General features: G+C 49.8%; 22 protein-coding genes. 1 reads left to right on the forward strand and 21 read right to left on the reverse strand.

The features are described 5' to 3' along the window. Positions 1–2: 2 nt before the first annotated feature. From H8K38_RS04135 to surE, 9 genes are all read right to left on the reverse strand, one after another. Complete coding sequence (locus H8K38_RS04135) at positions 3–1004, reverse strand: RodZ domain-containing protein (RefSeq protein ID WP_186883541.1); 1002 nt, start codon at positions 1002–1004, stop codon at positions 3–5. After that, positions 997–1803: a type IV pilus biogenesis/stability protein PilW gene (gene pilW, locus H8K38_RS04140; protein WP_370587051.1), complete on the reverse strand. Its 807-nt coding sequence runs from the start codon at positions 1801–1803 to the stop codon at positions 997–999. Before pilW ends, H8K38_RS04135 begins: the two co-directional genes overlap by 8 nt. Then, a complete protein-coding gene (gene rlmN / locus H8K38_RS04145; protein ID WP_186883542.1) occupies positions 1800–2957 on the reverse strand; it encodes a 23S rRNA (adenine(2503)-C(2))-methyltransferase RlmN in 1158 nt (385 codons plus the stop codon). The genes pilW and rlmN overlap by 4 nt, the downstream gene beginning before the upstream one ends. An 83-nt stretch (positions 2958–3040) precedes the next feature. Continuing rightward, positions 3041–3466 carry a nucleoside-diphosphate kinase gene (gene ndk / locus H8K38_RS04150; protein ID WP_176803749.1) on the reverse strand — a complete coding sequence of 142 codons (426 nt, stop codon included), beginning with the start codon at positions 3464–3466 and terminating at the stop codon, positions 3041–3043. Positions 3467–3604: 138 nt separating this feature from the next. After that, complete coding sequence (gene rlmD / locus H8K38_RS04155) at positions 3605–4942, reverse strand: 23S rRNA (uracil(1939)-C(5))-methyltransferase RlmD (RefSeq protein WP_186883543.1); 1338 nt, start codon at positions 4940–4942, stop codon at positions 3605–3607. A gap of 130 nt (positions 4943–5072) precedes the next feature. After that, positions 5073–6122, reverse strand: coding sequence for an RNA polymerase sigma factor RpoS (gene rpoS / locus H8K38_RS04160; RefSeq protein ID WP_186883544.1), 1050 nt, complete (start codon positions 6120–6122; stop codon positions 5073–5075). A 128-nt stretch (positions 6123–6250) separates the two neighbouring features. Next, complete coding sequence (locus H8K38_RS04165; RefSeq protein WP_186883545.1) at positions 6251–7177, reverse strand: peptidoglycan DD-metalloendopeptidase family protein; 927 nt, start codon at positions 7175–7177, stop codon at positions 6251–6253. A 45-nt stretch (positions 7178–7222) separates the two neighbouring features. Next, a complete protein-coding gene (locus H8K38_RS04170) occupies positions 7223–8065 on the reverse strand; it encodes a protein-L-isoaspartate(D-aspartate) O-methyltransferase (RefSeq protein ID WP_186883546.1) in 843 nt (280 codons plus the stop codon). Next, entirely contained in the window at positions 8062–8799 is a 738-nt protein-coding gene (gene surE, locus H8K38_RS04175) for a 5'/3'-nucleotidase SurE (protein ID WP_186883547.1), read from the reverse strand. Before surE ends, H8K38_RS04170 begins: the two co-directional genes overlap by 4 nt. 110 nt (positions 8800–8909) lie before the next feature. On the opposite strand from surE, the gene H8K38_RS04180 reads away from it, so the two are divergent. Further along, positions 8910–9890, forward strand: coding sequence for an NADPH:quinone oxidoreductase family protein (locus H8K38_RS04180; RefSeq protein ID WP_186883548.1), 981 nt, complete (start codon positions 8910–8912; stop codon positions 9888–9890). Between the two features lie 79 nt (positions 9891–9969). On the opposite strand, the gene H8K38_RS04185 is transcribed toward H8K38_RS04180, so the two are convergent. The 12 genes from H8K38_RS04185 to gspI all read right to left on the reverse strand — a co-directional run bounded on the left by H8K38_RS04185 (position 9970) and on the right by gspI (position 22177). Further along, a complete protein-coding gene (locus H8K38_RS04185) occupies positions 9970–11202 on the reverse strand; it encodes an HD-GYP domain-containing protein (protein WP_186883549.1) in 1233 nt (410 codons plus the stop codon). A gap of 103 nt (positions 11203–11305) precedes the next feature. Next, on the reverse strand, positions 11306–12124 hold the full coding sequence (locus tag H8K38_RS04190) for a uracil-DNA glycosylase (RefSeq protein WP_186883550.1): 819 nt from the start codon (positions 12122–12124) through the stop codon (positions 11306–11308). Continuing rightward, a complete protein-coding gene (locus H8K38_RS04195) occupies positions 12121–12729 on the reverse strand; it encodes a type II secretion system protein N (protein ID WP_186883551.1) in 609 nt (202 codons plus the stop codon). The genes H8K38_RS04190 and H8K38_RS04195 overlap by 4 nt, the downstream gene beginning before the upstream one ends. A gap of 11 nt (positions 12730–12740) precedes the next feature. Next, positions 12741–13961 carry a type II secretion system inner membrane protein GspF gene (gene gspF / locus H8K38_RS04200; RefSeq protein WP_186883552.1) on the reverse strand — a complete coding sequence of 407 codons (1221 nt, stop codon included), beginning with the start codon at positions 13959–13961 and terminating at the stop codon, positions 12741–12743. A gap of 5 nt (positions 13962–13966) precedes the next feature. Then, on the reverse strand, positions 13967–15397 hold the full coding sequence (gspE, locus tag H8K38_RS04205; protein ID WP_370587052.1) for a type II secretion system ATPase GspE: 1431 nt from the start codon (positions 15395–15397) through the stop codon (positions 13967–13969). Positions 15398–15400: 3 nt separating this feature from the next. After that, complete coding sequence (gene gspD / locus H8K38_RS04210) at positions 15401–17536, reverse strand: type II secretion system secretin GspD (RefSeq protein WP_186883553.1); 2136 nt, start codon at positions 17534–17536, stop codon at positions 15401–15403. A 38-nt stretch (positions 17537–17574) separates the two neighbouring features. Next, positions 17575–18324: a type II secretion system protein N gene (gene gspN, locus H8K38_RS04215; RefSeq protein ID WP_223826882.1), complete on the reverse strand. Its 750-nt coding sequence runs from the start codon at positions 18322–18324 to the stop codon at positions 17575–17577. Between the two features lie 42 nt (positions 18325–18366). Beyond that, the gene (gspM, locus tag H8K38_RS04220; RefSeq protein ID WP_186883555.1) at positions 18367–18867 is read right to left on the reverse strand and encodes a type II secretion system protein GspM; all 501 of its coding nucleotides are present in this window, start codon (positions 18865–18867) and stop codon (positions 18367–18369) included. Beyond that, positions 18867–20120 carry a type II secretion system protein GspL gene (gene gspL, locus H8K38_RS04225; protein WP_186883556.1) on the reverse strand — a complete coding sequence of 418 codons (1254 nt, stop codon included), beginning with the start codon at positions 20118–20120 and terminating at the stop codon, positions 18867–18869. Before gspL ends, gspM begins: the two co-directional genes overlap by 1 nt. 5 nt (positions 20121–20125) lie before the next feature. Further along, the gene (gene gspK / locus H8K38_RS04230) at positions 20126–21148 is read right to left on the reverse strand and encodes a type II secretion system minor pseudopilin GspK (protein WP_186883557.1); all 1023 of its coding nucleotides are present in this window, start codon (positions 21146–21148) and stop codon (positions 20126–20128) included. After that, entirely contained in the window at positions 21148–21807 is a 660-nt protein-coding gene (locus H8K38_RS04235) for a type II secretion system protein J (protein WP_186883558.1), read from the reverse strand. Before H8K38_RS04235 ends, gspK begins: the two co-directional genes overlap by 1 nt. Continuing rightward, positions 21797–22177 (reverse strand): type II secretion system minor pseudopilin GspI, encoded by a 381-nt coding sequence (gspI, locus tag H8K38_RS04240; RefSeq protein ID WP_186883559.1) that lies wholly within the window; start codon positions 22175–22177, stop codon positions 21797–21799. Before gspI ends, H8K38_RS04235 begins: the two co-directional genes overlap by 11 nt.

Raw genomic sequence — 22177 nt, forward strand, 5'->3', positions numbered from 1 at the left:
ATTTACTTGACAATCAAATTAACGACATTCGAGTCTTTGCCTGTTGTGATATCCATTGGATTACCACGAAGCGACGCATCAACACCCGCGGCGTTGCCCAGTCTCAGTTGCAAGGTTTCTTTCACCTCAAACACTTCTTCAGTCCCCGCTTTTGCCAAATGTGAAGTGAGAACTGTGCCATTTTCTTTTTTAACCTGCACCCATGAATCCTGGCGAAACCTCAGCCGCAACTTATCATTACCTGCAGCAACAGGTTGAACCAAAGGCGTATTCTCAGCTGTATTGGATGTAGCTACAGCAGCAGCGGAATGACTGGCAGATGTCACTTCGACTAAGGTTTTAGCCGGCTCACTGCGTTCAGCATCCGCACTTTTGGTAATCTCGGCAACCGCAGAAGACGGAGCTGAAACAGAATTGATTTTTTCAACAACGGGCACAGATGCAGAAACTGCATCTACAGAACTTGCCGAAACAGACAGAGCATCAACCTGAACAGATGGTCTCGTGAAAAAGGCCTTCACATAAGAGGATTGTTCGACATATTGATACGACACAAATAACAATGCAGCCATCGCAAAAAAGGCGGCTGCTATCAAATATTTGCGATTATTATTTTCACTTCTTCCCAAAAATGGCGAGCGCGATTCCTGAAAAGGGGTTGCCAGCGTAGGTTGCAGACCAGCATCCAGCGCTTGCCCGGTTTGCTCATCAGGCAAACAAGCGATAAGCTCGGCAGGATCCAGTTTAAGCAGCTTAGCGTAGGAACGTACAAATCCCCGCACAATCACTAACTTTGGCAACTGTTCAAAAGCATTATTTTCTAACGCAATAATCTGACGAGGAGACAATTTAAGCTGTCCAGCTACCTGCTCAACGCTCAGACCGGCCAAAGTGCGGGCTGCAGATAACAGCCCACCGGCAGTCTGAACAACACTTAGCACAGGCTTAGACTCACCTCCAGAAGGCAGCACCTCTGACGCTGGACTCAATCCCACATCACTCATCAAAAGATCCCCGCTGCAAAAGGCCAAATTCACGCGAACCCGGATGACGTCGACGCAATTGCGTCGCATAGCCAGTCATTGCAGCCTCATCGCCGAGTCGCTTTTCAATTTTAATTGCAAGCCACAAAACATCTGCAGTTAATACATCAAACTTAATTACTCTGTTGATGTAAAAACGAGCCTGACCATATTCACCACGGTCATACAGAATTTTGGCGAGATTTGCATTAATACCCGGATTTGAGGGATCTTGCTTAAACCCCTCGATGAAATATTTCTCAGCGCGAGGCGAGTCCTTCATCCTCAGACTACAAAGACCCGCATTGTTATAAGTTTTGCCTAAATTGGCATATGCAGGATTATTTATAACGCGATCAAGATAAGCCAAGCCCTGCTTTTCGCGACTATTCTGACAAAGAAACCAGCCATAATTATTCTCCACATCGACATTACCAGGAGATAGCTTCAGTGCCTGCAAAAAATTATCTTCCGCCAGTTGCTTTTCACCTGTATCCATAAAAATAACGGCACGAACAGCGTAGGCATCAACCATATCCGGATAAATCAATAACGCCTGTCTGATCTCTTCCAGTGCAACTTTGTGCTGTCCTTGCTGATAATAGCCAACAGCCAATTGCATCCTGATGGATGCACGCTTCTGCAGTTCAAGCTTTTCCGCTGAAACAGCGGACTCGTCGACACGCGCATCCAAATGCCTGGACGCACAAGCAGAAACAGACAAAACCAGAGAAAGGAGCAATACCTGTTTTGCACGAGAGCCAAATTCAAAAATTTTCACTGTGTGATCTCCACGATCTTGCCAAAATTTTCGCCAAACTTCTTTTGATATTCCGCCATTTTTTGCATGCGCTCCTGCACACGCGTCCTGTCCTTTACATCACCCGCTAACTGACCACATGCTGCATCAATATCATCGCCCCGCGTTTTACGTGTCGTTGTGACGATACCGGCATCCATCAACACCTGCGCAAATGCTTTAATCCGTGGATTGGCAGAACGCTTCAGCCCCGACTCCGGAAATGGATTAAACGGAATCAGATTAAACTTACAAGGCACATTTTTAACCAATTGAATCAGCTCCCGTGCATGCTGATCCGTATCATTGACGCCATCCAACATGCAATATTCAAAGGTGATGAAATCTCTCGGCGCAAATTCCAGATAACGTTTGCACGCCGCCATCAACTCACTTAACGGGTATTTTTTATTTAACGGTATCAAACTGTCGCGCAGCACGTCATTCGAGGCATGCAAAGAAACTGCCAGTGCAACCGGGCACTCCTGCGACAACTTATCCATCATAGGAACAACACCACTGGTCGACACCGTAACACGCCGACGGGACAAGCCATACGCATTGTCATCCAGCATCAAACGCAACGCGGCGACCGTTGGTTCAAAGTTTAACAGCGGCTCCCCCATCCCCATCATCACCACATTCGTGATCTGACGCTCACCTTTTGGACCAGGAATTACGCCTTTAGTTTTTCTTAACTCAAACTCTGCCATCCATAACTGACCGATGATTTCTCCAACGGTCAGATTACGATTAAATCCTTGCTTACCAGTGGAACAAAAGCGGCAATTCACCGCACATCCCGCTTGCGTCGAGATACACAAGGTTCCACGATTCTCTTCAGGAATAAACACTGTTTCAACAGCATTCCCCTGCCCTACATCAACCAACCACTTACGGGTACCATCAGAAGAAGTGTGATCACTAATTACTGAGGGAGCAGCGATAACCGCTCTGGTTGCCAACTTTTCTCGCAAAGACTTCGCAAGATCAGTCATCTCGTCAAACGTACTCGCGCCAAACTGATGAATCCAGCGTTGCAACTGCTTTGCACGGAACGGCTTCTCACCCAGCTCGCCGCAATATGCAGTGAGCTGCGCAGGATCTAAATCCAATAAATTAATGAGTACCGTCATGCGTTTTTCTTTCTTACACCCCGCACCACAACATTTTGTGGCGCAGGGAGATAATTTCTAATTACTAATCAATCTACTTCAAATTAACGTGAATACACGTTTAATGCTGGGAAAAAGTAAGCGATTTCAACTGCAGCTGTTTCAGCAGCATCAGAACCGTGCACTGCATTTGCATCGATAGACTCAGCGAAATCAGCACGAATAGTACCTTTTTCTGCTTTCTTAGGATCAGTTGCACCCATCAGATCACGGTTTTTCAAAATCGCGCCTTCACCTTCCAGAACTTGCACGAATACAGGGCCGGAGATCATGAAATCAACCAGATCTTTGAAGAATGGACGTGCTGCATGAACAGCATAAAAGCCTTCTGCTTCAGCGCGGGACAATTGAGTCAGACGAGCAGCAACAACTTTCAGACCTGCGTTTTCAAAACGGCTGACAATTTGACCAATTACGTTTTTCGCAACTGCGTCAGGTTTAATAATAGACAATGTACGTTCGATAGCCATCAAAAACTCCAATAAAAAGAAAGGGTTAAGACAAAAACTCAAGAATTCATCTAACCTTCGATTTTAGCATGAAACACTTGGCAGAACATGTCTTTAGAGTAAGCCAAAGCCAAATGCTTCACGTCAACGCAATCTGACTTAGTTAATCAGATCAAATACTGCCATCGATTCGACATGCGAAGTATGCGGGAACATGTTCACCACGCCAGCATAACTCAGCCTGTACCCTGCATTTCCTACCAGCATACCTGCATCCCGGGCCAGCGTGGATGGACTACACGAAACATAGACAAGTCGTTTCGGTTTTAATTCAGGTTTTTTCTCGGTCAAATCAATCAAGGCCTGACAAAGGGCCATGGCACCGTCACGCGGCGGATCAATCAGGAAGCGATCAAACTTGCCCAAGTCAATCAAATCGTCCGCCGTCACCTCAAACAAGTTCCGCGTACTGAACGAGGTTTTCTCCGCCAAGCCATTATGTATTGCATTTTCAAGAGCGCGCTCAGTCAGTGCAGTACTACCTTCAATGCCAACCACTTCTCTTGCCATCGTTGCTATCGGCAGCGTGAAATTACCTAACCCACAAAAAAGATCCGCAATACGCTCGTCTTTCTGCACATCCAATAAACGCAAAGCGCGTGCCACCAATACGCGATTAATATGATGATTCACCTGGGTAAAATCTGTCGGCTTGAAAGGCATCTTAACGCCAAATTCTGGCAGCAAATAATGCAAATCACTTTCCGCTGGGTAGTAAGGCGCAGCAGTATCCGGTCCTTTCGTCTGCAACCACCATTGAACACTATGCTGATCTGCAAACGCTTTTAACTTCACCTCATCGTCCGGAGTCAGCGGCTCCATGATGCGCAGCACCATTGCGGTCACACCCTCGCCTATCGCCAATTCAATTTGCGGCAAGGATTCAATAATCGACAACGAGGCAATCAGTGAGCGCAACGGCACCAGCATTGCAGAAACATGTGGTGGCAATATCTGACAGGTTTCCATATCCGCCACATAGCGGGATTTTTTTTCGTGAAAACCAACCAGCACCTTATTTTTTTTGATGACATGACGAACCGATAATCTGGCACGGTACCTATATCCCCAGGTGGGTCCATAAATTGGGCGCAGCATTGTCTCAGCTTTTACTTTTCCGATATGCCAGAGATTATCTTCCAGAATGCGTTGTTTCATCGCCACCTGCGCATCCGGCTCCAGATGCTGCATCGAGCATCCGCCGCAAGTGCCAAAAAAATCGCACTTAGGCTGAATACGTTGAGAAGACGCGTGAACGACATCCGTCAGCGTCGCCACTTCCCAGCTTGGCTTCTTTTTATAGCTACTAAAAGTAACCGTCTCACCTGGCAACGCACCCTCGACAAAAATTACTTTACCTTGCGTACCATCTTCGTTTTGCAAATGCCCGACGCCACGCGCGTCCATATCAAAAGCACGTATTTCAATTTTATTCATGGGAATGTCGGCGCGAAAAACAGCTGCGCCATGTTAATGATCGATTTCAAAAGCGGAATTATAAAAGAAGTGAGAGACTCTACCCTAGCAATAAACAACTAAAGTGCAGAATATCCAGAACGAATACCCGTCACAGCAAAGAATCCCGACCCAGTCCGCGCGATGCAAATGAGCGCTTCAACTTAATCAAGGCTTCTTGCTGAATCTGACGAACACGTTCTCTTGTGATACCCATTTCATCAGCCAGAGCTTCCAGAGTGGCCGGATCATCATTATCCAGCCCAAAACGCCGGATAACGACTATACGCTGCTTATCGGACAGCCGCGAAAGCCAGTCTCTGACAAGGATGGTCATTTCATGATGCTCAGCCAGAGCATCAGGAGCCGTATCACTATCGCCTGGCAACAAATCCATCAAGCTAGATTGCGGGTCATTATCCAAAGGCATATCAAGAGAAGTTGCATGTTCAGACAACGCAAGAATATCCTGCACCTCATCCGCTGGCCGATCGACCAGCAATCCGATATCCTCAGCTTTTGCCTCGCGGCCATCACTCTGACGTGACTCAAGGTGATACTTTGCCCGGAGAATCTGATTCAGCTCACGAACCACATGAACTGGTAAGCGGATGGTTCGCGCCTGATTCATAATTGCCCGCTCTATACTTTGACGTATCCACCAGGTTGCGTAGGTAGAGAAACGAAAACCACGCTCAGGCTCGAATTTGTCAATTGCATGCATTAAACCGAGATTCCCCTCCTCTATCATATCGAGCAGAGCAACACCGCGATTAATGTAATGCTTGGCAATCGAGACAACCAGTCTGAGATTGTGCTCTATCATTTTCTGTCTGGCGTCGAAATCTCCTTGTTTTGCCAGCGTCGCAAAATGCAACTCCTCCGCAGAGTTAAATAAGGGGCGAGTACCAATTTGATTCAGGTAATACTGGGTAGTGTCAGTAGATAATTCACTCGCTAATACAGTCTTGAGCTCGTCAATAGGCGCGACAATTAAAGAAATGGGATCGACTTCGCGCCCATTGGGCTCATCAACATCGTCACTTACTTCGACATCCAAAACAATACCTGTCTCAGCATTATCCAGATACTCTTCGGGAGTGATTTCAGCGTCTTCGTGTGCGGCGACATTTAACTTGCGGTCGATCGTATTTTTTTGCATAGATTTCCATCTGAATAAAATATGTATACGAAACAGACAACTTTAAGAAATGACCAACCTCAACAAAAAAAAACATTACCAACAACACTCTTTAAAAAAAATCACCAATAAAACCAGACAAAATAAATCTAGCGCGAAGGTAAATAACGTGATGGATCAACCGGCTTTCCCTGCAAGCGTATTTCAAAGTGCAACTTAACGCCATCGCTATCCGAGTTCCCCATCTCAGCTATTTTTTGCCCTTTAGTGATGGACTGCCCCTCTTTGACAAGAATTGTCTTGTTATGTGCATACGCTGACAACAGGCTGTTGTTATGCTTCACAATCACTAAATTTCCATAGCCACGGATACCGCTACCGGCATACATCACTTTACCAGCGCCAGCTGCGAAAATATCCTGCCCCATACGCCCAGCAATATCGAAGCCTTTATTCTTATCGTCAAACCCGGCTAACAGCTTGCCATCAACTGGCCACATCCAGTCAACCGCATCAACATCGGCAGCACTCTCTGCAGATCTTTCTTGCGGTTTTGCTACTGCAACTTCAGTTTTGACGGGTGCAACTCCACTACCTTCTGGTTTCTGAAGCTCCGCAAGATTGCTTTCTGAATATGGGCGTTTATCTCCCTTAGGTGTCATCTTGGTCCCACTCGAACCTGAAGACAGCGGCTTCACCTCAATTGAGGACGAGGATGCGATTGCCACTGGCTGTGCTCCATTGATTTCAGGAGGCGCAACCCGCAACACCTGATCCACCTTGATGTCATTCGGATTTTTCAGATTATTCCAGACGACCAGATCACTGTAACTCTGCCCATGATCTAAAGCGATTCGGTACAAAGTATCACCGCGCTTGACCACATAATTCCCCCGCGCGGATTCAACTGGTTTAACCACCTGTTTAGGCGCTGGTGGAGGCACATAAACCTCGTTGGACGAGGACATACCGCGCTCAACCACTGGCGCTTTATTCGGCGTCGAGCTACACGCTGCCAGAAGCGAAGCGACGCATCCCAACGCCATTAAATTTTTCAGGCTTTTTATTTTGTTCATTCTCATTACAAATTTACAGGTGAATTACGATCTTGTGCCACGACCTCAAATGACTCCGGAGCGCAAAGGAACGAAGTGACAATTTTCTACCATAGTACTATTCCAGTCATTTACTGAAACACGCTCGATTAGCTGTAAAACCTGATGCCGATCACCGACTGGCGCAATCAAGCGCCCACCGATTTTCAGTTGCGTCAGTAAGGCGTGAGGCACTTCCATGCCGGCAGCAGCCAATATGATACCGTCAAACGGGGCGACCTGAGGCATACCTAACATGCCATCGCCATAATGCAAACGGATATTCGCAATGCGCATTGGCCGCAGATTATTTTTCGCCAATTCGTGCAAGGCCTTGATACGCTCAACAGAATAAACATCTTTCGCTATTAGCGACAACACTGCGGCCTGATAACCACATCCAGTTCCTATTTCCAGCACTTTATCAAGAGCTGCTCCGTTCCGCAAAATCTCCAACATCCGGCCAACAATGTATGGCTGCGAAATAGTCTGATGATGACCAATAGGAAGCGAAGCATCAACATACGCCTGACTGGCGAGACCGGAGTCCAGAAACATGTGCCGGGGAATCGCTTGTAATGCTGCTAAAACCAGAGTATCACTGACTCCCTGCTGCGCCACCCTTGCAACCATTGCACGTCGGACGCCATCAGAAACCAAAGGACTAGCGAATGGCACAGCTTGTTCAGGTGCTTTTTTCCCACCGTTTTCCACAGCACTTATGCGGGCAGCCAGATTAGCACCCTGCCTTGCATTTTGCGTTGCCGTCTGCGTCGATGCACTGCGACCTGAACGATCGCCACGCCCTGCCTCGCGTTGATCAACAACCGACGATAAGGAGAGAGGGAAACGCTTTTCTTTCGTTGTCATTGAATGTTCATGGCCAGCATGTCCAATTGTCGTGTATTGGTCAAATCAACTTGCAATGGTGTGACGGACACGTAATTTTTCGATGTCACGTCAAAATCAGTCCCTTCACCGCCGTCAAGAACACCTCCCGGTGGTCCTATCCAGTAAATATCACGTCCGTGCGGATCTCTCATCGGAATAACGGGCTCAGAACTGTGTCGCTTCCCGAGGCGCGCCCGGCGTATTCCTTTTATGTCACTCCTGGGTAGATTAGGAATATTCACGTTCAGCAAATAAGGTGAAGGCAACTCAGGAAACCCGCGCAGAACCAATTCAGCAGCCACTGCCGCCGCCGCATCCAGATGCTGCCACCCCTTATTCACCTGAGAAAAGGCGATTGCGGGAATTCCAAATAAGTATCCCTCAGTAGCCGCGGCCACTGTACCGGAATACAAAGTATCGTCGCCCATGTTTTGTCCCTGATTAACGCCTGAAACAATCAAATCAGGTCGTTCAGTCATAATCGCCGTTAATGCGATATGCACGCAGTCGGAGGGAGTGCCGTTCACAAAATAAAAGCCGTTTGCTGCCCGTTGCACCGACAACGGTCTGTCCAGCGTTAAGGCATTCGAAGTACCTGAGCGGTTGCTGTCTGGCGCAACAACCGTAATCTCGGCAAAAGGCATCAGCGCTTCCGCCAGAGCAACGATGCCAGGGGCAAGATAACCATCATCATTACTAATTAAGATTTTCATAAGCCACATTCTACCTGATGCGGAAAAACAAATTCCTCCTGTCATCAATTTTTACGGCATAATCAAAAAAAATTAAACGGTCGTACTATTTTTAAAACTGGAGACTTCATATGAAAGCCGTTGTATGTAAAACCTGGGGCACCCCGGACACCTTGGAAGTAATCGAACTCCCGGACCTGACACCCGGCGCCGGAGAGGTGGCGATTGCGGTCAAGGCCGCTGGTGTTAACTTCCCTGACTTCCTCATCATACAAAACAAATATCAGTTCAAACCTGAGCTACCGTTTACGCCGGGCAGCGAGTTGTCCGGAATTGTTTACGCTGTCGGTGAGGGTGTAAAACATATCAAGACTGGTGACAAGGTAATTGCCTTTATCGGTCAAGGGGCGTTCGCCCAACAAGTTTTAGCGCCCGCCAACGCTGTTATTCCTATGCCGGAAGGAATGGATTTTGATACAGCTGCTGCAATCACGCTAACTTATGGCACATCACATCATGCGGTTGTTGACAGAGCGCAACTGAAAGCGGGTGAAACCATGTTGGTACTGGGTGCCGCAGGCGGCGTCGGACTGGCTGCGATTGAGATCGGAAAAGCGATCGGTGCCAAAGTCATTGCGGCAGCTTCGTCAGATGAAAAACTCGACATCTGCCGCCAGCATGGCGCCGATATGACGATTAATTACAGCAACACTGATCTACGTGAGGCGATCAAAAACGCGACTGGAGGCAAAGGACCGGACGTGATATATGACCCGGTTGGCGGCATCTACGCTGAGCCTGCATTCCGCTCTATCGCTTGGCGTGGACGTTATCTGGTCGTCGGTTTTGCAAATGGTGAGATTCCGAAATTACCACTGAATCTCGCCCTGTTAAAAGGCGCATCTCTGGTCGGTGTGTTTTGGGGTGAATTTGCCAAGCGCGAACCCAAAGCCAATATGGCGGCAATGAGCGAAATGATAGGCTGGCTGAGGGAGGGAAAAATCAAGCCCCATATTTCTGCCCGATATGCATTGAACGAAACAGCCAACGCGTTAAACGATATCGCAGCCCGCAAAGTGACCGGTAAAGTGGTGATACAACCAGAAAGATAATGCATCACGCGTTATTGAAAAAAAACTCCACGCTATGCCGTGGAGTTTTTTTATATCGAATCAAATGAAACCGTACAAGTCAATATGGAGCAGCATCACCAAGCCAATAGCGATTGATGTCCTTTAACCCCCACTTCGATGCATCTTCTCTTGCGACAATTTTATCTTGCAAGCCCGGGCCAGCCAGATCCAGCAACTCAGGAACGATATAACCCATAGATTTGACAGAAAAAAACACCCTGACTTTGGGTGATAACAAAGACTTGCCGACCTGTTGCTCAACAACGACGCCGAGTCGCCCGGACTCCATCCGCACCAGAGTACCTACAGGATAGATGCCTATACTCTTTACAAATGCCTGGAATACTTTTTCATCGAAATGGCCCTTACTCCACTCGGCCATTTTCCGTAAAGATTCTGCAGGACACCAACCTTGTTTGTATGGACGGTCTGAGGTGATCGCATCATACACATCACACACCGCTCCCATCCGCGCAAACAGGCTGATTTCTTCACCTTTCAGACGATCCGGGTAGCCGCTGCCATCCATTTTTTCGTGATGATGCAAACACACATCGAGCGCAACCTGACTGACGCCATTTGCCTCCAGCAGCATTTTGTATCCAGCCGCCGGATGCTCTTTGACAGAGACAAATTCCGCATCAGTCAACTTACCTGGCTTATTCAGGATGTCAGGGTCAATGCCCATCTTACCAATATCATGCAACAAGCCTGCCAGCCCTGCCTCACGGGTGTCCACATCACTTAAGCCTAATTGCTTGCCCAACGCGACCATCAACGCACAGACCGCAACCGAATGCATGTAAGTGTAATCATCCTTGGTTTTCAGTCTCGCAAGACCAATCAGAGCACCGGGATTACGCATCACAGAGTCTGCAATTTCCTCAACCATTTCCTGCGCATTACCGACATCAACGGCTTTTCCCATCCGCGCTTCACTGAACATAGAAAAAACCGCCGCACGCGATTTATTCACAATCAAGGATGCTCTGTCGATCTCCTCTGCCATAGAAACCGGTGCTGTCTGCCTTGGAACTGGCGTTTTTACGATAACGGTTTCGACGACTGGGTCAGGTTCTTGCTTTGCTTCAGGCTCGGCTTGAAGAACATCAAGGCCTTTGCTTGTATCTATCCACGCTTCCTGTATCTTTGATTTCTGGATCTCCAGCAATTCCGCGGAATCCGACAGAAGAAACGATTTTTTCCAGAATGGCGTATCTATCCATGAGCCGCATAACTCAGTGACAAACATACCCACTCTCAATTCAGATGTTTTAATTTTTTTTAGCATAAAGAAGCGAGTGGAAGCGATAACTGACGACGTGAAGCCTGTAAAAACCCAAGCTTAGATTATTCTACAAAGGCAGGAACTACGCCACAATAAGCGCATGCTTCTAACAAAAATTTTCCTTTGAGCAATTATGTAGTAATTGCATAGGACGAAAAAAATCCTGCATCTTCTGATTTTTGATAAAACTCAGGTTATACGGGTGTTCTGCAAGGATTTGCGGAAAGTACGCCGTTTCCGGAATCTGCTTCAACTGTTCCGCAATTTTCCCCCACAAAACAAGGGATGGCAGAGATGTAGAAGACTTCTGCTCCAGTAAACTGGAAAAAACGGCTTGTAAAAACGGCTGCCAGGATTTGCCATCCTTGACTGGTGCCACGTTATCACGAAAAACCAGCGTCGCATTCAGTAGCAGAAAGCCGTGCTTGTGCATATTTTGTTGCAAATCAGCGAGTTTCCGGATAAACCTTGCCTCATCATTCAAAGCAGAGGTGGCAACAGCTTTCATCACATCACCACTCGTATGCTCCTGATTGAGATCACCGGAAGCGACAAGCAGCATTTTCATAAAGTTGCGTAACGACGTCGCACGATTGACTTTTTTAGATAAGCCGGAACCATCTTCAGCCCACAGACTATCGACAGCACCATCCATAAAACAAACACCAGTTGCACTATCAGCGCGCGGATAAGGTCCCTCACCGACCAACACATAGCGAACTTCATTTAACGGTTGTTGAAACGCTGCAAACAAACGCCCTTCCGTCGGTAAAAAATCAGTCGAGCATAAGCGCGAAAAATAAGTGGTATCTGTTGCATGCATCGCCTGTAAACCATTCAATATCGCAGGATGCCAGGATGAATCGGCGAGTTGTATGCAATCAGTAATCTGCGCTGGTAAATTGTCTGGGCTACGTACAGTCATTGTGCAGCACCCGGTGCGCCAGGCATCACTGCAGGCAACGAGGCGGTAGAAAGCCCCGGAGTGACAACCGGGCTTGGAACCGGTGCCGGACCGCCTGGCGGAACCGGCTGCGCCTGATGCGCAGGAAATGCCACCGGTGCCACAGGGTTAATGCCGATAATCTCGGTTGGCGGAGGACGAACCGGATTTGCTGCGATATTCACGACCGCATTTTGTGGCAGATCGACTCGACGAACCACGCCGTTATCTGAAATGAGCACATACTGCTCGTGCACTTCCTTCAATACAACACCGGGCGCAATCTGCATCTCAATCGCGACTGACTGCGCAGGTTTGCCATTAGCACTGACAATCGCCAGACTTTCTGCTGATCGCTTTGCGATGATCACACCTTTCAATTGATAATTGCTGGCTGCCATCTGACTTGCGGGCGCAGCACCGAACAAGCTGCCCCACTGCCCAGAACCAGGCTCTATGCTGTTCTGCTGCGTTGGTGCCGCAACACTACGGTTCTGTGGATTAAAAATACGCAAGCCCCAGAAACTGACGGTCACGCACAATAATGCAAATGCAATCACACTACACAAAAGAGGTAAACGCTTCATTTCTATCCTTGTCAGCGTACCAGCTGATTAATTTCAATAATAGGCATCAGGACTGCCAACACGATCAGTAACACCACCGCGCCCATTGCGAGTATGAGTACAGGCTCCAGCAAACCCGCGATCGTCAGCGCCCTGCGCTCCAGATCCTGCTCCTGCGCATTCGATGCACGTTCCAGCATAGCAGGCAGCTCACCCGTGACTTCGCCTGCGCGTATCATATGAATCAGCATAGGTGGGAAATACTTATGCGCAGACAATGCCCGTGCCAGACTGACGCCCTCACGGACACTTGCCGTAGCATCCTCGACCTGCGCGCGCATTGCGACATTCGATAAGGTCTCCCGACTCGTTTGCAGCGCACGTAAAATCGGCACGCCCGAACCTGTCGTAATCGCCAGCGTGCTGGCAAACCTGGACGTGTTTAAACTGCGCTCAAACTTGCCATAAACAGGGGCGGTCAACAACCACTGATGCCAGCGCATTTTTATTTCGGGATTTTTTAATGCAAGACGCCAGACTGAAAAAGCCGCAACACCAAGCAAAGCAACCAGCCAACCATACACCCGCACAAAATCTGAGACGGCCAGCATCAACACGGTCAGCAGCGGCAGTTTTTGTTTGGTGTTCGCAAACACAGAAACAATTTGCGGCACCACATACGTCAGCAAGAAAATCACAATCGCAAATGCCACGACCGTCACAATCGCCGGATAAGTAAAAGCCAGCTTCACCTTCTGCACCAGCGCGTTACGACGTTCGATGTAATCGGCCAGACGCGACAAAACACGCGCCAGATGACCAATTTGTTCGCCTGACGCCACCAGAGCGCAATAGATATCGGCAAAATCATCCGGATGCTGTTTCAGTGCATCTGATAAGGCGGCTCCAGCCATCACCTCGGATCGCACAGAAGCAATGATGTCGCGGATAAAGGTACGCTCAGATTGTTCCAGCAACGCTGTTAATGACTGTTCGAGTGGCAATCCTGCCTCCAGCAAACTTGCAAGCTGGCGGGTAAATAAAGCCAGCTCCACGCTGGATAAGCGCTCGGAGAAAAAAGAGCGTCGCTGACGGGCACCGCCGTCAGCATTGTTATTGATAGCCTCAACCAACACAGGAACAAGACCCTGTGCTCGTAAATCACTGCGCGCCGCTCTCGCACTATCGGCGTTTAACACACCGGTACTGCTGCTGCCATGACTATCTATCGCTTCATATCGAAATGCCGGCACGATAATTATTCCTTAGTGACGCGCAATAATTCTTCAGGCGTTGTCACGCCACTCTTCACCCAGCGATCGCCGTCTTCGCGCATGGTTCTCATACCATTATGCTGAGCGGCGAGCCGGATTTCCGCCTCTGATGCCTGATGGTGAATCTGCGCACGGATATCTTCCGTCGTCTGCAACAATTCGTACACGCCAACACGTCCCTGATAACCAGTATGGCCGCAGTGTTCACAGCCAGTCGCATGCCATTGCCCACCTTCTTCACGACGGCAATGCGTACAAAGTTTGCGTACCAGACGCTGAGCCACAACACCCAACAGTGAAGAAGACAATAAGAAAGGTTCTATCCCCATATCCAGCAAACGGGTCACTGCGGCAGATGAATCATTCGTATGTAAAGTCGCCAGAACCAGATGGCCTGTCAATGAGGCTTGCACGGCAATCTGCGCTGTTTCCAGATCACGGATCTCACCGATCATGATCACATCCGGATCCTGGCGCAAAATAGCGCGCAGCGCTTTGGCAAACGTCATGTCTATCTTCGCATTGACCTGCGTTTGCCCGACCCCCGCCAATTCATATTCAATCGGATCTTCGACTGTCAGAATATTGGTCGTGCCAGCATTGACGCGAGATAGCGCAGCATACAGCGTCGTCGTTTTACCCGAACCAGTCGGCCCGGTAACCAGAACGATGCCGTGCGGCTGCGCGATCAGCTTATCAAAATTTTCAAGAACATCCGGACTCATACCAAGATTACTCAGATCGAGACGCCCAGCTTCCTTATCCAGCAAACGTAAAACAGCACGCTCACCATGACCGGTCGGCAAAGTCGATACACGCACATCGACGGGCTTGCCACCAATCCGTAAAGTGATACGGCCATCCTGAGGCAAACGCTTTTCGGCGATATCCAGTTGCGCCATGATCTTAATACGTGAGATCAGGGAAGCATGAATTGCTTTACGCGGCCGAACGACGTCCCGTAACGATCCATCGATACGAAAACGCACGACTGAAATCTGCTCAAACGGTTCTATGTGAATATCGGAGGCGCCATCGCGCAATGCCTGCGTCAGCAGAGCATTAATCATACGAATAACGGGTGCATCGTCAGCCGATTCCAGTAAGTCTTCTATCGCTGGCATATCCAGCATCAGCTTCGCCAGATCAAGGTCGGACTCCACCTCACCAACAACATCAGCGGCATCGCCGCCGGAGCCTGCATACGCTTTAGCAATCAGGTCACTCAGCGCATCGTGGCTGAGCATATTCAGCTTGATCGTGCCAAATTTACGCCCGACCTCAGCGATCGCAGCAGGGCTGGTTTTATTCGATACGGATAACTCTACCGGCGCCCCTGCGACAGCATTGTCGCGGCTGGCCAACACAGAAAAATCTCGCGCAAACCCGTATGGCAATAAGCGATTCTCCATCATGGCTTACTTGCTTTCCTGACCGCCGGACTTCGGCTTATCTGACGGTAGCGAAGTCGACGTCGACATCAGCTTGCCTTTTTCCATCTCAGGCAACTGCGCAGCCGGTACCCCATCCTTATTCGGTGCGATTTGCGTACGCATATAGTCGTAGCGATCAACAGAAACACTGTTGCTCTGATCTGCATTACGTATCACCGTCGGGCGCAAAAATACCATCAGATTAGTTTTGCCGCGCTTGGCCGTCTGATACTTAAACAGATTACCGATAACAGGAATATCCGCCAGACCCGTCACCTTTTCAACGGAGTCAGAAGTACTGTCTTCCATCAGGCCACCCAGCGCCAGAATCTGCCCATCTTCAACCAGCACATTGGTGGAAATGGAACGTTGTTTGGTAATCAGGCCTGACGAGGTCACCGCCGCAGATTCGTCAATACTTGAGCTTTCCTGATAGATCGCCAGCTTCACCGTACCGCCTTCGGAAATTTGCGGTTTGACAGTCAGTTTCAGACCAACTTCCTTACGTTCTATGGTCTGGAACGGATTCACACCAGCCGTGCCGGTGGATGCAGAAGTGGTGAACTGGCCGGTAATGAAAGGCACGTTTTTACCAACTACAATTTTTGCTTCTTCATTGTCCAGAGTAACCAGATTTGGCATCGACAAGATATTTGCATTGCCACTGCTATTGAGGATATGCGCCACAGCCCCCAGACCCAGTTTACCGTTGATCTGCTTGAACACACCGATAGACAAACCATTGCCTGGTGTGGGCGTCGCTGCTGTGGCAAGACTGAGTATGTTATTTCCAGTTGTCGTAAATGCAGTGCCGCCACCAACACGATAATTGCTATTACTATCGCCAGACAATCCCAGCCATTGCACGCCGAATTCATTCGCTTTATCTGCACTGATTTCAACGATCAGCGCCTCGACATACACCTGCGCACGTCGTGCATCTAACTGATCAATCACGGAACGCAGATTTTTATACACCGCTTCGCTCGCCGTAATGATCAATGTATTCGTCGCCGCATCGGCCTGAATGAAGCCGGCTGCGCCACTGGAATTGCCCGATGCAGAACTGCTGCCGGACGATTGCGGCAAACCGCCGGTGACACCGGTATTACTTGCACCTGCATTGGAATTAGAGGTCAGCGGGCTATTCGTTCCATTCGCAGCGCTGCCTGTATTCGACAAACCGGTACTGGCAGGTAAGGCGCTGGTATCGCCGGAAATAATGGAGCGTAAAGTCTGCGCCAGCTTCACCGCCTCGGCATTCTTGAGATAAACCACATGCACATTACCAGGCAATGCCGTTGGCTGATCCAGTTTGGCAATCAGCTCTTTAACCAGATTTGCACGCGCTGCCGAAGGCGCGCGCAACAAAACGGAATTGGTGCGCGGATCAGCCAGTAAGACTGCACGTCCACCTTCCGTCGCTGCGCCGTTATCGCTGAGCTTACTCACCAGTGCGGCAATATCACTCGCCATCGCGTGTTTGATAGGAATCACATCCATATCCACCGTCGCGGGAACGTCTAAAGACGCAATAATTTTATTCAGACGTTTTAAGTTATCGGCGTAATCGGTAATCACCACCGAGTTATTACCTGGATTCGCATTAATCGTATTATTAGGCGAAATCAATGGCCGCAAAATCGTCACTACATTGGTCGCTGACTCATAATTCAGTCGGTAAATCTGGGTTGCCACCTGATCGCCTCTGACCGATTCACCTTTCTCATTCTGCACAGACTGCGTAGGACCTGGTTGCAGTTTGGCGTCAGATTCCGGCACCACTTTATAATAGCCATCTGCATACACAACCGCATACCCTTGCAGACGCAATGTCGATGTCAGCAACTTGAACGCCTGATCTTTCGTCAGCGGTTTTTCAGATACCAGTGTGACCTGACCTTTCACCCGTGGATCGATGATGAAAGTCGATCCTGTGTAATGACCAATCGCTTTAACAACAGATTCAATATCGGCACCGACAAAATTTAAATCCGCCGTATTTTGCGCTGGTGTTTGTGCCAACACAGAAGAGCTGATGAGACAACCGGCACTCAATACTGCCGCCCCTGTCATGACGGACAAGTGACGCATCGGTTTGCGTAAGGAATTGCTGATCATAGCTGCCTTGTTTTTTAATGGATATTTTTTCATTTGAACTATTTAAACTCTAAAGCGATGACATCCTGATCGCCGTCCTTACGGCGCTGCCCCAGCAAATTCAATAAATTTGCCAATCTTGCCTGCTGCCCTTCTTCTGCCCAGGCTTTGCCTGAAAACTGGAAATGGCCACCGTTTAATGTACCGCTGCCGGCCAACATCATCGGCCCTTTTAAGGTATTCAGATGCAGATCGGCATTTGCGCCGTGTAAATCAAACGCCATGTTGTAGCTGCCCAAAGGTTTGACCGGCGACAGACGCGATGCCATTTCCGATAATTCCAGCTGCAACTGCCCATATCCGTTCAGTCTGCCTGCATCCCGGGCAAAGCGTAAATTATTCCACGACATCCGCAATTTCCCGGTAGGCCCTATCGTATTCAGCGGTGCCCCCAACCCTTCTAACCGCTCTGTTGGCAACAGCAAACTTGCCGGACTCACCTGCAACTCTGAAAAATTACCCTGTATCTTGACGATGGCCGAAAGCGATTCAGGATTATCCAACTCAGCTTCCACTTGTGCCAGCAAAATCAGCGGCGAAATTTTCCATGCAAAGCGCCCTGCAAACAAAGGCGTTACCGGGCCGCTGACACCGGAAGCAACACCGACAAACGCCGATCCACGCCAGAACGAACCCTGCACGTCACCGAGACTGAGTCGCCCCTGCGTTTGCTTTTCCAGTAAAGCACCAAGCCAACTGGCAGGCAAAAAAAACAAGACGGATAACGTGATACTGACGATGCCGGTCAAAATCCAAACCCAAGATCCCGCTGCTGACTTTACCGCCATAATTCAAAGTCCACCGCGTTGCTGTTTCAATGTCAGGCTGACGTTCACCTGCGCCGGTTCTGGCAAAGCGGTAAAACGCGCTTCCTCAACCGTCAAACGCGAAGATTTTTGCGTTTCCATCAGCCACTCCATAATATTCGCATAGGCGACCGTCTGAATTTGCAAACGCACGATATCATCCGTCACGCTGAGTGTTTGCGCCTTAATGCCGCGTGTCGCCAACGATGCCTCCACACTTTCCCGGGTAATCGGCTCTATCATCTGCGACAAACCCGCCGCCAGTTTGGATTGCTGTACGCTGAGCGCGCTGATCTCGGCAACTTGCTGGCGCAAAATAGGAATCTGTTTCAACAATTTAGTCCGCCCCGATAACGCCGGGTCAAGAAAAATCTGATAGACCAGCGCCAACAAAATCACCGCCACGGCAATGCTCAGCATGCGGCGTTCACGCGCGTCACGTTGTTCCCAGAACAGCGCAAACTCTTGCGTCAATTGCTTCTTCATCAGTTTTTTCCTCCCATGGTGATATGCAATATCCCATCGGGTGTGGCTTCCATACGCATAGACTGTTCCGCCAGTGCGCCGCGCAGTTGATCCAACGGAATCTGCCCCGGCGATTTCACTTTGACATTCAGACCGCGATCTTTATATTCCACCGACACCACATCGGCTGGCTTGCCAACCATCACACGTTCCCACACCTGGGTAAACTGCGCCGCCATCACAGCAAAATCATTCGGTGCAAACTGACCGGACAAGCGTTTCGCTAAATCCACTTTCTGCCGCATCTGCTCCAGTGGATAAGAAATCGTCGTTTCTTTAGGAAAGCTGTTTTTATACGTTTGCGTCAAAGCAGCGCTTAAATTTCTGGCTTCACGTTTCAGAGTGAACCATTCCATGTTTAATGCAGCGATATTGAGTATCACCATCACTGCCAGCAAACGCAAAGGCCAGCGCCACAAAGACCAATCGATTGATGGTTTATGAATCGCGCCGACATCTGACATCAGATCCGGTGTTTTCAGGCTGACGCCGCCAACTCGGTTTTGCCAGCTGATTGCCCGCACCTGAATACGCTCGTTCAACTCCAGTGTCTGCAACAGTGCCTGATATTGCTCGACTTCATTAACGCCAACATACAATTCGACATTGGTTTCCGGTGCCAGCAAATTCAGCATCGCGATTGCGCTATCCCGCTCTGCCTCAGCAAGATTGAGCCCCATGCCTTGCAATTCAGATTGCCTGATCGTCAGCGCCAGCAAGCCATCCCGGTTTTCAATCAACGCTGCCGCGTGACTTTCCTGACCCGGCAACGTCAGTGCGAGTTGTGATGGAAATGCGGCGATTTTCTTTACCGGCCAGTCTTTGACCTTTGCTGCAATCGTCTCCAGCCAAGCCCTGTCTGCGACGGCAACCGTTGCCTCACCATTCACCACCGGTGTCGCCACCAGCGCCACATCGGCAGGGTCGGAAGTCAGTTGTTCCTCGAGCAGATTCGGCAACGCGGTTTTAAATTTCGCTGCCGACATGGGCGGCACTTTAATCGTGAGTAAACTGACATCACTGGCAGCCAGCAGTAAATGGAGCTGGCGGGCACCAACCGACAAGGCGCGTAACTCTGTCAGCGTTTGCAGACCCTGCTGCAATATATTGCCTTCTGCCGAAAATAAGGCGAACGGAAATGTCTGCGAAGACCAGTCCGGGCTGCTCTGAGCAGCCACCCGCGAGGGTAAAGAAATAGTGAGTGTACTTGCCATGTAATTTAGTTGTCTCTTACCCAAAGCACCGTCGTCGATGCGTCCTCTGCCCGCTCTATCAATGCGCTGACATCCATCAGCGAGCGGTTCATTTTAACCTTACCGTTCACCACAAAATAATTGGTTGAGGTATCGACCTCTTTTTTAGAAGTCATTTTTGCCTTATCCGGAAAACGCGTCTCAAAATCGGCGAAGCCGGTGATATAAGCACGCTCGCGGCTGGCAACCACCATTGCCGCATCCGATAAACTCATGCCCTCGATCCGCGCCGCCAACACCTCGGCGGGAGCCGTGTTCAGATTAATCGTTGTGATAACGGATTTGCGGGGCAAGGCGATCACATACGAACGCAATTTATTCACCATCTCTGGCGTATATCCCGGGATGGACAACAAATCATCGACCTGTGTAAACCGCAGGAATTGTACTGCAGCTTGCGCGTCTTCCGATGTGGTTTTTACATTACCACCAGAATTCGCAGGCGCACTGGCGGGGGCGCTGTCCGGTGCGCCTTTCGGTACCACCGCTTTTGGCTGGCTTTGCGCAATCGCGCTGGCAGTGCGCTGCGCCAGATCACCGGAGAAACGCAAATTCGTCAGCAAGCGCGCAAAGACGGCAGTTTCACGGCCATCAACGACGCCGTCCGTCGCCAGATTATTTAAGTTATATAAAGACTGCGCATCGATCACTTGCCCGGACAAACTCGCATCGCTGGCATCGGTGTCGGCCCGACCATTTTCAACATACTGATCCAGACGCGTGTCTTCGAGTCTGACCGCCCATGGCTCCCCCAGATGATCGACATTGCTCTGCTTTTTATCTTCGCGCAGGATCAGCCTTGCCCAGTCGATCGCGCCACGCAATATCCATTTCTTTTGCAACTGCATGCGTTGATTTTCTATCGAACGCACCTGCACCTGTTGCTGCCAGAACAGACTGGCAACAATCGTGATCGCCAGCGTCGTCAGCAACAGCGCGGTCACAACAGCGACGCCACGTTGCCGGGAATGATGAAAGGCAATCTGCATCAGCTCGCCCCCAGCAAAAATACTTTTGTCATCGGTGCTTCACGCCCCTGTACTTGCATGGACACTTCCAGCCCGGCCAATTTCGCACTCTTGATCGCGGGATTCTTTGCTGCACCATCCGTCGCAGCGTTTTGTATATCAGTGCCATCGATCCGCCAGCCAGTTTCGCCCTGCGTCCAGGTGCGCATCGCCAGCGATGTCACATCGGTCTGCAACTGTATGACCGGCGTCACATCGGTATCTGCAGCAGCACTTTGCCAATCGTTTTCCAATGCCGCGATTTCGCGGGTCGGTATCAGTTCACGCCGCCCCAGTTTGCCATCGACCACGCTGTACACAATCACCTGAAAACGCAGCGGCTGGTTATCTTCCAGTACCGAGCGTATCAACATCAGCTTGCTTCCCGCCGCCCGCAACACACTGCGTCCTTGCAGCAAGTTGGCATCCATCAGATGCGCGCAGTCATTCTCTATCTGGGCAAACGCCAGTTGGATACCGCGTGTCTGCGCCATTTCCGCATTCAAAGCGACACGCGCACGCACAATACCGTCCAGACCGCGCCAGCCAAGCACGGCGACAATGGCGAGTATCGTGATTGCCACCAGCAATTCAATCAGGGTAAAACCGCGCGGTGCGGCGGACCGGTGATTACAGTGCATTCGGCACCACCTGAGTCAGCTTGATAATGCGTCGCGCGGGTTTATCTGTTTCATAAACGAAGACTTCGACGCGCCGAAATGAGGGATTCGGTGTCGCGATCACATGCTCTTCGCAGGTCAGCTTTAAATCAGCCTGCGGACATTCAAACGTACGCTCACCCAGCGAAGGCCATTCGCGCGCCAGACGGATTTGCGACAAGCGGTTTTCTGCCGACCATGTCGCCATCAGCGAGATACGCAGGTCATTGCTGTTTTGCGTCAGGCTGCCAACCGCACGCAGGCTCGCGCCAAGCGCAGTACCGACGATGACCAGCGCCACCAGCACTTCGAGCAAGGTAAATCCAGCGTGACGAGGGAGTTTCAGACGCAT

This window comes from Undibacterium sp. FT79W (assembly GCF_014284215.1).
Lineage (GTDB): Bacteria > Pseudomonadota > Gammaproteobacteria > Burkholderiales > Burkholderiaceae_D > Undibacterium > Undibacterium aquatile.